10 protein-coding genes are annotated in these 11,403 nt (G+C 42.0%); 7 read left to right on the top strand and 3 right to left on the bottom strand.

Translation table 11 applies throughout. From position 1 onward, the window contains the following. Positions 1–158 precede the first annotated feature (158 nt). The 3 genes from SNR28_RS19610 (at position 159) to trpB (ending at position 4,828) form a co-directional block, all read left to right on the top strand. Positions 159–1,910, top strand: a complete 1,752-nt coding sequence (locus SNR28_RS19610; RefSeq protein ID WP_375750277.1) for a transporter — start codon at positions 159–161, stop codon at positions 1,908–1,910. Between the two features lie 171 nt (positions 1,911–2,081). Further along, positions 2,082–3,479: a diguanylate cyclase gene (locus SNR28_RS19605; RefSeq protein ID WP_375750275.1), complete on the top strand. Its 1,398-nt coding sequence runs from the start codon at positions 2,082–2,084 to the stop codon at positions 3,477–3,479. A gap of 125 nt (positions 3,480–3,604) precedes the next feature. Continuing rightward, positions 3,605–4,828, top strand: coding sequence for a tryptophan synthase subunit beta (trpB, locus tag SNR28_RS19600; protein ID WP_375750274.1), 1,224 nt, complete (start codon positions 3,605–3,607; stop codon positions 4,826–4,828). Positions 4,829–4,872: 44 nt separating this feature from the next. Here trpB and SNR28_RS19595 read toward each other — a convergent pair whose 3' ends face one another. Further along, the gene (locus SNR28_RS19595) at positions 4,873–5,703 is read right to left on the bottom strand and encodes an NAD-dependent epimerase/dehydratase family protein (RefSeq protein WP_375750272.1); all 831 of its coding nucleotides are present in this window, start codon (positions 5,701–5,703) and stop codon (positions 4,873–4,875) included. A gap of 18 nt (positions 5,704–5,721) precedes the next feature. Next, positions 5,722–5,958 carry a TIGR02647 family protein gene (locus SNR28_RS19590; RefSeq protein ID WP_375750270.1) on the bottom strand — a complete coding sequence of 79 codons (237 nt, stop codon included), beginning with the start codon at positions 5,956–5,958 and terminating at the stop codon, positions 5,722–5,724. 293 nt (positions 5,959–6,251) lie between these two features. On the opposite strand from SNR28_RS19590, the gene SNR28_RS19585 reads away from it, so the two are divergent. Continuing rightward, positions 6,252–7,604, top strand: a complete 1,353-nt coding sequence (locus SNR28_RS19585) for a DNA repair protein (RefSeq protein WP_375750269.1) — start codon at positions 6,252–6,254, stop codon at positions 7,602–7,604. A 188-nt stretch (positions 7,605–7,792) separates the two neighbouring features. Next, positions 7,793–8,629, top strand: coding sequence for a formate transporter FocA (gene focA / locus SNR28_RS19580; RefSeq protein WP_375750267.1), 837 nt, complete (start codon positions 7,793–7,795; stop codon positions 8,627–8,629). Between the two features lie 171 nt (positions 8,630–8,800). Here focA and SNR28_RS19575 read toward each other — a convergent pair whose 3' ends face one another. Further along, a complete protein-coding gene (locus SNR28_RS19575) occupies positions 8,801–9,592 on the bottom strand; it encodes an ABC transporter permease (RefSeq protein ID WP_375750265.1) in 792 nt (263 codons plus the stop codon). Between the two features lie 410 nt (positions 9,593–10,002). On the opposite strand from SNR28_RS19575, the gene torE reads away from it, so the two are divergent. Together torE and torC are read left to right on the top strand one after the other, a co-directional pair. Next, positions 10,003–10,179, top strand: a complete 177-nt coding sequence (gene torE, locus SNR28_RS19570) for a trimethylamine N-oxide reductase system protein TorE (RefSeq protein ID WP_375750264.1) — start codon at positions 10,003–10,005, stop codon at positions 10,177–10,179. Positions 10,180–10,217: 38 nt separating this feature from the next. Then, entirely contained in the window at positions 10,218–11,402 is a 1,185-nt protein-coding gene (gene torC, locus SNR28_RS19565; protein ID WP_375750262.1) for a pentaheme c-type cytochrome TorC, read from the top strand. Position 11,403 lies beyond the last annotated feature (1 nt).

Genomic DNA, 11,403 nt, shown 5'->3' with positions numbered 1-11,403 from the left:
GGCTTTAGATGATCATATTTTTCTTGCTGTTGTCAGCAATTTGTCAAAAATGCCAGCGAGCTATTCTCGATCACATATAAAGAATATTGTATTACAAATAAAGTGCGGTAAGATATATTATAGTCTCAGGTTAATTACTAAACTAATAAGGCTGAAAAATGACTATTGATACGCTTGTTGTTCTTGCCTACTTCTTCTTTTTAGTTGCGATTGGATGGATGTTCCGAAAGTTCACTACATCCACAAGTGACTACTTCAGAGGGGGCGGCAAAATGTTGTGGTGGATGGTAGGTGCAACTGCCTTCATGACACAGTTTTCAGCATGGACGTTCACCGGTGCCGCAGGACGCGCATTTAACGACGGTTTTGTCGTTGTAATTCTTTTCCTGGCCAATGCGTTTGGCTACTTCATGAACTACCTGTACTTCGCTCCGAAGTTTCGTCAATTGCGAGTGGTTACTGCAATTGAAGCGATACGCCAGCGTTTTGGTAAATCGTCTGAACAGTTCTTTACCTGGGCTGGAATGCCGGACAGTCTGATTTCCGCGGGAATCTGGTTAAATGGTCTGGCGATCTTCGTGGCTGCCGTATTTAACATCCCTATGGAAGCGACGATTGTTGTTACCGGTCTGGTTCTCATGCTAATGGCGGTAACAGGTGGCTCCTGGGCTGTTGTTGCGTCTGATTTTATGCAGATGCTGGTTATTATGGCGGTAACCATTACCTGTGCTGTCGCTGCATACTTCCATGGTGGTGGTTTGACAAATATTGTCAGCAACTTCGAAGGTGATTTCTTCATGGGGAACAACCTGAACTATGTCAGCATCTTTGTTCTGTGGATTGTCTTTATATTCGTTAAGCAGTTTGGTGTGATGAACAACAGCATCAACGCTTATCGTTACCTATGTGCAAAAGACAGTGAAAATGCACGTAAAGCAGCGGGCTTAGCATGTATTCTGATGGTGATTGGCCCTCTGATTTGGTTCCTGCCTTCCTGGTATGTTGCGGCATTTATGCCTGACTTTGCTGAGCAGTACGGTTCTGTTGGTGGAGATGCAGCCTATCTCGCATTCGTTCAAAATGTGATGCCAGCAGGTATGGTTGGACTACTGATGTCTGCAATGTTTGCTGCAACTATGTCTTCAATGGACTCTGGTTTGAACCGAAATGCGGGTATTTTTGTCTGTAATTTCTATTCTCCAATCGTACGTCCGCACGCCTCAGAAAAAGAGCTGGTTATTGTGAGTAAACTCACCACGATTATGATGGGCTTTATCATCATCGGTATTGGTCTGTTTATAAACTCACTTCGTCACCTGAGTCTGTTTGACATTGTATTGAATGTTGGGGCTCTGATTGGCTTCCCAATGCTTATCCCTGTTCTTCTTGGTATGTGGATTCGTAAGACTCCAGACTGGGCGGGTTGGTCTACGTTGGTTGTAGGTGGCATCGTGTCCTATGTCTTTGGTATCTCACTTCAGGCGGAAACAGTCGAAAATCTGTTCGGGCTTGAGGAGTCATTTACGGGACGTGAGTGGTCAGATCTTAAGGTTGGATTGAGCCTAGCAGCACACGTAGTGTTCACGGGTGGATACTTCATTCTGACAACACGTTTCTATAAAGGCTTAACCCCTGAGCGTGAAGCAGAGGTAGAACAACTATTTGCGAACTGGAACACACCTGTAGTTGCAGACAGCGAAGAGCAGAAGAATCTGGATACAAAACAGCGTTCAATGCTTGGGAAGTTAATCAGTACTGCAGGTTTTGGTATCCTGGCGATGGCATTGATTCCAAACGATGTGAGTGGACGAATGTTATTCCTGTTGTGCGGTTCTATCGTTCTCACCGTTGGTATCTTGCTGGTAAATGCCTCTAAAGGGCCACAGAAAGAACTGGTAATTTCCTCATAGGAATACGTTTCTTCTACTAAATTACTGCGATTCGACTTGAACTCAAGTGATCAACAGTCGGATCGCAGTAATAGATCTCATAAACCAGACATTCTCATATATTCATAACGTGATTACTCATCTGTTGTCATATACTATTTATAAATATGTATATAACAGCTTTGGTAGTTGATGTTCGAAAGACAAACGCTTTTATCGATTATTTTCTCACTCTTACTAATTCCACTCCTTCTGTGTCTGGTTCCAGGCAGCTATGCATCAGATAAAAATGTATCTGACAAAACCGCATCTAAAAAAAGAGACAAAGTTGTAGTCGTCAACTCTGCTTCCTGGCCTCCATTTTCCTTTATTGGTGAAGATGGCGAACCTAAAGGTATTTTGTATGACTTGTGGACCGAGATAGGCAAAAGGCAAGGTATTAATGTGCAGTATGTTAATACTGCCTGGGCTAACTCGTTAGAGCAAATGCGAAGCGGTGAAGCGCATATTCATGCAGGTTTGTTTAAATCAACAGATCGAGATGAGTACTTGGATTTCTCCATACCCATTGGAATTCCTATTGCGACGAGATTATTTGTATCCTCCGATCTGGAAGTGGACAATGCTTCTGAAATTGGTGAGTACACAGTAGGGGTGACAAGAGGTGGTTTTTCTGATGGGTTTATAAAGGCCAATTATCCAGAGGTCAAAAGGAAGGCGTATTCAACTTCTAAAGATATTATTGATGCAGCCATTTCTGGTGAGATAAAGATATTTGTGATGGATTATACCGCGGCAATGTACTTTCTTCATAAACGTGGCTATCCAACTGAGTTTCAAGCGGTCGAAACCTTATATATGGAGAAGCTGAGAGCGGCTGTTTCAGAGGGCGATGAAAATCTATTATCAACGGTTAACGAGGCGCTTAATGAAATTCCTCAGGAAGAGTTTGACCGAATTCTCAATAAGTGGATTCAATCGGACAGAGAGCTTCCAGACTGGATTGTTCCTGGTTTTATATTCGTTATCTCATTGCTTCTCATCATGTTTACGGTGTTCTATATCTTAATGCTGAAGCGTCAGGTGGATGCGAAAACAGAAAAATTAAAAGCGCTCTCGGAAACGGATGCGCTGACAGGTATTTGTAACAGACAAAAGTTTGAGAGCTGTTTTCAATGTGAAATAACTCGATTCAGGCGTTATGAACAGGTGTTTTCGCTGATTCTTATAGACATAGATGACTTTAAGTTGGTGAATGACAATTATGGCCATTCTGTTGGCGATGATGTGTTGGTTGCTTTAGTTAACTTATTGAAAGGTAATATTCGCGACAGTGATATTCTAGCCAGATGGGGAGGGGAAGAGTTTGTCATTCTTTGCCCTAATACCGATAAAGATGCAGCAACAAGTCAGGCGAAAAAGCTGAAAGACTTAATATCAACCCATGAGTTCCCCGTAGTAAAGAAGTGCACCGTCAGTTTTGGTATTGCAGAGGCTATTGAAGGGGATGATGAGCATGAGATATTTGTTCGTGCTGATAATGCGCTCTATGCTTCTAAGGAAGGAGGGAAAAACACAGTGACCAGCTAATTGCATTTATGTACTAGTTAACTAGATCGTGGTCACGATTTCATCATTTCGACTTATTTCTATCTGTTTTACCAAGTTATCTCGTTGTAATCTGTTTGAAATTTAGCTGCTAACCGGATAATAAAATGAAAAACAGTTTTGAGCATAACCTACCTAACGAAGATGGCTATTTTGGTGAGTATGGTGGTAGTTTTATTCCACCTGAGCTGGAAGCTATTATGCAGCAAATCAATGAAGAGTATCAGATTTGCCGGCAGGATCCTGAGTTCCAAAGTGAGCTCGCACGTCTTTATAAACACTTTGTAGGAAGACCAAGTCCGATTTTCCACGCACAAAATCTATCAGAAAAATATGGTGTGGATATCTATTTGAAGCGTGAGGACCTAAACCATACGGGTGCGCATAAAATCAACCATTGTCTTGGTGAGGCATTACTCGCTAAGAAGATGGGTAAGAAGAAGTTAATTGCTGAAACTGGTGCGGGTCAACATGGTGTAGCACTGGCAACAGCAGCAGCGTTAGTGGGGCTTGAATGTGATATTTACATGGGTGAAGTGGATATTGCCAAAGAGCACCCGAATGTAGTGCGTATGCGTATCTTAGGAGCGAATGTTATTCCTGCAACACATGGCCGTAAAACACTAAAAGAAGCGGTTGATGCTGCGTTTGAAGCTTATTTGAAAGATCCAATTACACAATTGTATGCCATCGGATCTGTTGTGGGTCCTCATCCATTCCCAATGATGGTTCGGGATTTTCAGTCGATCATCGGTAACGAGGCAAAAGTTCAGTTCAAAGAGATGACAGGAGAACTACCAGACAATCTGGTTGCTTGTGTTGGTGGTGGATCAAATGCTCTGGGGCTATTTACGGCGTTCCTTGAAGATGAGAGTGTTGCAATCCATGGCTGTGAACCGGCGGGACGAACGTTAGATGAAGAAGGTGAGCATGCAGCGACGTTGACTTTGGGTGAGCCGGGTGTGATGCATGGCTTTAAATCTTACATGCTGAAAGACAGTGCTGGTGAACCTCAGGAAGTTTATTCAGTCGCAAGCGGATTGGATTATCCGTCAGTAGGACCTCAGCATAGTTACTTAAAAGATATTGGCAGAGTGAGCTATGGTACAGTTGATGACAAAGAGGCGATAGATGCGTTCTTCGAGTTATCTCGCTTGGAAGGTATTATTCCGGCTATTGAATCTTCACACGCAGTCGCTTACGCATTTAAGTTGGCGAAGCAGGGTGTGAAGGGCTCTGTTCTTATTAACCTTTCTGGTCGCGGTGATAAAGATATTGACTTTGTTGTTGAGCAATATGGTGCTCAATACGGTATTGAGTCACTTATCTAAAGTAAACGCTCTCTCTCACAGACTATATGAGGGAGAGCGATTTTCTATAGGGCATTCAGCCCATCAAACACATGTTGATGATGAAAATGATACCCCAGCTTGAGTAGCTTTGAAGGGGATATTTGTTTGTCTACAACATCTACAAACTCTGGTAACTCGTCCTTCAAACCAGATATTTCAGCAGCTTTACTGTAAAACTCCGCTTTGGACACCGTATTGGGTGTTGTTACGTTGATAACTTCATTGTCTATACTTAGACCAGCAAAAATCGTTGCGTTTATCGCATCGTCTAAGTGAAGCATATTGACCGGAGCCAGACGACTTATCGCTTTAAGCTTGGAAATGAATCGAGCTGGGTTTCTCTGCGGGCCAAACAGCCCGGACAGACGAACAATGGCAAACTTCAAAGTAGAATCGATAACTTGTTTTTCAGCCAGCAGCATCAGCCTAGCTTTATCTGAGAATTGCGAGTTGTCTCTGGCGAGTTCGTAACTGGCTTTCTCTTCCGTCATAACTTCTGCAACAGAAGGATAAACAGTCGTAGAGCTGACCATGACAAGCTTTTTTACACCTGCACTAAGAGAGGCCTCTACCAACGTTTTCCACCAGTCTACGTATTCTTCCCTCTTTCCTTTACGAAATCCGGGTGGAAAAGCACCGATGACGGTATGCACGCTGTGTCTTTTTAACTGGAAAACCAAGTCACTGGCTGAGTCTCTATCTGATAAATTGCAGACAAAACCTGACAGGCTATCGAGAGAATCCAAACCATCCTGAGATTGTTTGGTTACAATGGTTGAATGTCCTTGTTTTGTAAGCTGTTGTGCGAGGGGGGCGCCAAGCCAACCAGCTCCAATTATTGCAATCTCTGTCATATAGCTTGTCCGTAACTTCTATTTTGCAGAAAGTACACGCAAAATCTTGTCAGCATGTTCCGCCATTTCGATACCTTCGTCAGTGAGGTAACCACCATCTGGAAGTGTACAAAGACCTTTGTCGTATAGACGTTTCACAGCCTGCTGCATTTCTTCGGATGCTTCATGGTGAACCTTTATACCAGTTGCTGCGCTACTAATATCAAACTGAAGCAGCAAGTTGAGCTCTGCAATTGATTCTGTTGAAAATTTCATATGTGTATCCTCTTTCTTCTCAATATAACCACCATAGAGTGCCACTCCTTTAAGGACAAGAATCAGATATAAGAAGTGTTATGTGAAAGCAAATTGGACAAATTTGCATCGAATGTCTCAAAGGTTTAACTCGATTAATATTCGTTTTGTGAGCTGATAAATAAAAATATCCTATACGGAGGTTTATTCTTTTAGTTACTATTTCCTATGTCTATTCATTGTATCTGCTTATATTGGTTTAATAACAAAAAGCACAGTTAGGTCTGGTACAAACACATAAAAAAGAGATGCTTATGAAACTAGCAAAAACAGTACTAGCAGCAGCGGTATTAATCGGGGTCGTAGGTTGTCAAAGTACATCCGATGAGCCAACTCAGGTGGCAGGTACTAATCAGGCCGAGCAACAAGACAATAGTTACGCTGAATATGAAAGTGCTAAGCTGAAGTATGAAACCTGGCTGGCTAAGTTAAAAGACTCAAAAGGTCTTAAGTTGTATTCAAAATCACTTTATAGCGATGTAATGGAAAACTGGGCTGAAGCTGTCGATGTGTATCAGGATATTGAGAACGATCCTTCGAAAAGCACCAAAAGCTATTCAGTATTTTCTTCTGGTACATATTCAGAAAAGTTCAACGAACACCTGGCGTTGACGCAAGAAAGTTATACCAAGCTTATTGAACTAAAAGCGATAGCTGATGAAGTGTTGGCTGAAGCTCAAAGTCAGATGTTGTATTTGGATGAAATCGAGGCCCAAAAGTTCTTCAAATCGGAGTACAACAAAGTTTTCTCCCTATACAAAGACTTATATGAAGAAGTTGAAGATGGGGATATTGACGATGCGCAAGCAGATCAGGTTGTCTTTTTAAATAAGGCCAAAACTCTGGAAGAAAAAGTCGTTCTGAAGCAGTTTGTTGATCCTCTGAAAGCTGAGCTCAGCTCTTTAAGAAAACAGGACTTTGATGAGGTGGCGGCAATTAGTTTTGCCAAAGCAAAGGCTGAAATAGCTGCAACCGAGCAGATAGTAAGAGCGAATACTCGCGATATCAATGTAATACAAGATGCGGTAGATGATGCTCAGTTCGAGCTAGATCACGTCAAACATATTGCTTTAGAAGTTAAAAAACTAGCCAGCGTTAAGAGTGATAAGTTTGAACCTATGGTGCTTGAGTTTGAGAACAAACTTCTTACGTTGTCGATTGCATTGAGTGACTCTGATTATAGAGATAGTACGCTCCGGGAACAGGCTGAAAGTATTCTTGCTGAAATAAAGGAAATACAATCCAGCTTAGAAACGGCAACCATGACTCATAGTGACAGCGTTAAGAAGCTGACGGATGAAAATAGTCAGTTGAAAGAATCACTAAATGTCGAGTCAAGCAAAACAAAGCAGTTGCAGATAGAAAAGACCCACCTGGAGACACAGTTTGAGCAAGCTAATGCTCAGATCGCTACGCTTCAAGGGATGGTTGAGATGTATAAGGCACAGACAGCCGGAACTCCAGAAGCCGCGGATCAAGAAAATGTTGCAGCAACAGAAGAAAGTGAGGCTACTGTAAAAGAGAAAGAGGTAGCTTCTGACGTTGTCGAGAGTACGAAAGAAGTGGTGGAAGATACGGCAACACTGACTCCGGAACCCGAAGCATAGGCCGACTCATTAACGCAATATATGGATACAGAGCCTTCCGATTGGAAGGCTTTTTAGTTATAAGTTTTCACAATGAATTACATTGAATAAAAATTCACCATTAACACAAAATTTGCTTGATAAATGGTAGCGAGAGGTAGATTATGCGCGCACGTTAATATGTTGAAACTGTGAACTAGAGCCCACTTATGAATCAATTTGACTCTCTTCTTCCCCCTCAAATGGCCGAGCGCGCTGCTGAAGTTGGTGTTGGTAAAGCCACCAAAGATCCAATGAAATCCTTTTTACTGGCGATTACTGCTGGTATTCATATTGGTATCGCCTTTGTGTTTTATACGACGATAACGACGGGCAGTTCTGAGCTGCCTTGGGGACTTATCAGACTCGTTGGTGGCTTGGGCTTTAGTCTTGGTCTTATTCTGGTCATTATCACTGGTGGAGAGTTATTCACAAGTTCAGTTCTGACTCTGGTTGCGCATGCGAGTAAAAAAATAACCTCTAAGAGCCTGATTGTTAACTGGATGATAGTTTACGTGGGTAACTTGATTGGTGCGCTTCTCCTTGTGGGAATTATGTTGGTTGCGAAGCAATACATGTTTGACCATGGTGAGGTTGGCATCAACACTATGAAGATTGCACAGCATAAACTTCATCATAGTTTCTTCCAGGCAATAGCACTTGGCATCATGTGTAACGTATTGGTTTGTATCGCTGTTTGGATGACCTTCAGTGGTCGAAGCTTAAACGACAAAATAATGGTAACGATATTACCGGTAGCCATGTTTGTTTCAGCAGGATTTGAGCACTGTATTGCTAACATGTTTCAGGTACCGATGGCGATAGGAATTAAAACATTCGCTTCCCCTGAATTTTGGCAGTTGACAGGGGCGAATCCGTTGGATTTCGCAGACCTCACCCTGAGCAATTTCATTTTAAATAACCTTATTCCCGTTACCATTGGTAATATCATTGGTGGTGGTATTTTCGTTGGGATGGGTTACTGGCTTATCTATCTTAGAGACTAACTCAATGAACATTATTCCGAACAGATGGCTGTTCGGAATAACCTATCTTCCTGTGTTTGAATCAAAGCATAATAAAACAACAAGATAGAAACCCTTCTGATTTGTTTATCCACAATATCTGTGGATAAACAGTGAGAGCCCTTTACTGTTAAGCCACTCGAAAGATTCAAGTTATTTTTCTAAAAATTTCACCAAAATTCTCCCCTCCTTTGTTACTGCTCTTTTGAGGGAAAGCTGTAGGGTCAGTGTCAAAGAAATGCTCATCATTACGAAAATAGCGATCAAGATGATAATTTGATACTTGATAGCAAGCATTGGGCTGGCTCCACCTAAAATTTGTCCCGTCATCATCCCTGGGAGCGTCACTATGCCTGTTGTGGCCATGGAGGCTAGTATCGGTGCAAGTGCCTTTTGCATTGCCTCTCTTACGAAAGGAGCCGCAGCATAAGAAGGGGACGCGCCTAATGACAAAGCGGCTTCATACTCCCCTTTTCTTAGTTCAAATGCAGAGAAAAGATTCTGCAATGCAACGATATTGCCACTGAGACTATTCCCCAGCAACATTCCTGAAAGAGGAATCAGGTACTGTGCGCTGTATGCAGGTTCCGGTTTGATAATCGCACCAAACATAAGGACAAGAACGGGCGCCAGACCGATAGACAAGCCAGCGATTACAGAAGAGAGTATAAACTGGTGAGGGAGCTTTGCTCTGCTTACTATGGCACTGCCGCCAACGACGGTCATGATCACAAGCCATACAACGTTTAGAAGCAAACTGTTCTTCTCAAATACAAACTCGAGATATAAACCAACCAGCGTCAGTTGTATAACCATTCGGGATAAGCTGATTGCAAACTCGCGAGTGAGTGCTAAACGATAGTAATGATTGATTCCAAAAGGAATTAATAGAGACAACGAAAATAAACCCAGGCTAAACCATGAAATATCCAATGCCGATTGCACGTTTGATTTCCCTTTAACTTTTTGACTTTTATACCACAGTTTTAATTTTACATAAATATAACATCTATCTATGGGAAATAAGGTGTTTACTCGGGCAAGAATTATATTTTAGCCGCTGTATTATTATTAATGATTCTCATTATAAGTTATTTGGCAAAATATACGCAACATAATTAACAAATAATCAATATTACAGAATATTAATAAAATTACACATTTTTTCATATAAAATCTTAATAAATCACATCTCCGTTTGATATCAAAAATTCCCCAATTAGTAAGCGGCGCAAGGGTTCTTTGCATTGAACCTCATAAATTATGTGGTCTACAATTTACGTAGTTAATAAAAATATTGATTGGTAGAAGAACTCTTTAACAGAGTTAAAAATTCACTATTTGAGTAAGTTTGTATGAAAAATGTTAATAACACCGCTGGGGAAATAACTCGTAAGCTGGAATGGAAATCCTTTCTATTAATTACAGTCGTTCTTTTTCCTGTATTAAGTGTGGCACTTGTCGGTGGATATGGATTTCTTATTTGGATGATGCAGGTTCTGTTTATGGGACCTCCTGGCACACACGGTTAATTCACCCTTTTAATATTCAGTTTTAGAGATACCGAAATATGAAATCCACAATTGTAAACATCTGGAAAACCATGACCCGCCCAGCGGTGCATATCAGCCTTGGTGTGCTGACTCTGGGTGGTTTTATCGCAGGCATTATTTTCTGGGGTGGTTTCAACACCGCTTTGGAAGCAACCAATACTGAAGAGTTTTGTATCAGCTGTCACGTAATGGAAGACAATGTATACAAAGAGCTACAGGAAACCGTTCACTGGTCAAACGGCTCTGGCGTTCGTGCGACCTGTCCTGACTGTCACGTACCGCATAACTGGACTGACAAAATTGCCCGTAAGATGCAGGCATCAAAAGAAGTATTCGCAATGGTGTTTGGTAACTATGGCGAAGAAGGTGCGTTTGAAGCAAAACGTGGTGAGTTGGCTCAACACGAATGGGACCGTTTCTCAGCTAACGGCTCGTTAGAGTGTAAAAACTGTCACGACTACGATTCTATGGACTTCTCAAAGATGTCTGCAAATGCACAAACCCAAATGAAGATGGCCGCAGAGAAAGATCAAAGCTGTGTTGATTGTCACAAAGGCATTGCACACAAGCTGCCAGAAGGTTTCAGCGGTGCGGGCAACATGATGGAAGAGTTGGTTGCTCTGACTAAAGATACAGATTACAGCGTGGGTAACACTGTAGTGTCAGTACGCCACCTTAAATTATTTGAAGATGCAGCGATGACAGTAGAAGCGGGTGAAGTTAAACCAGCATCTGAAATGAAAATTATTGCCGAAGAAGGCGATGCAGCTCAGATCGAGATCTCCGGCTGGCGTAAAGCGCGTGGTTTTGCTCGAGTGATTCAGGAAGACTTCGGCATGAACATTGGTGTTGCTGCTCTGACTAAGAAAGCCGCTAAAAATAAACAGATTATCAAAAAAGGTAAGAAACAAGTCGACGAGATGACTGGCCTGCCATGGCAGACAGTGACTGCAACACTTTGGATTAAGAAAGAAGACCTGCTAAACAGCGTAGATCCTATCTGGGAGAAATCTGAGCAGGCTTACAAAAACAACTGTTCGACATGTCACACAGAGCCGGAAGAAGCTCACTTTGACGCGAACACCTGGCCAGGTATGTTCAATGGCATGCTGGCATTCGTGAACTTCGATACTGACACAGAAGCACTGGTATTGAAGTACCTACAGAAACACTCTTCAGATTTTGCTGAAAACAGCCATTAAG

Source organism: Vibrio iocasae, assembly GCF_042245395.1.
GTDB classification, from domain to species: domain Bacteria; phylum Pseudomonadota; class Gammaproteobacteria; order Enterobacterales; family Vibrionaceae; genus Vibrio; species Vibrio iocasae.
The sequence above is the reverse complement of the archived record's forward strand: the minus strand, read 5'-3'. Positions and strand labels throughout refer to the sequence as shown.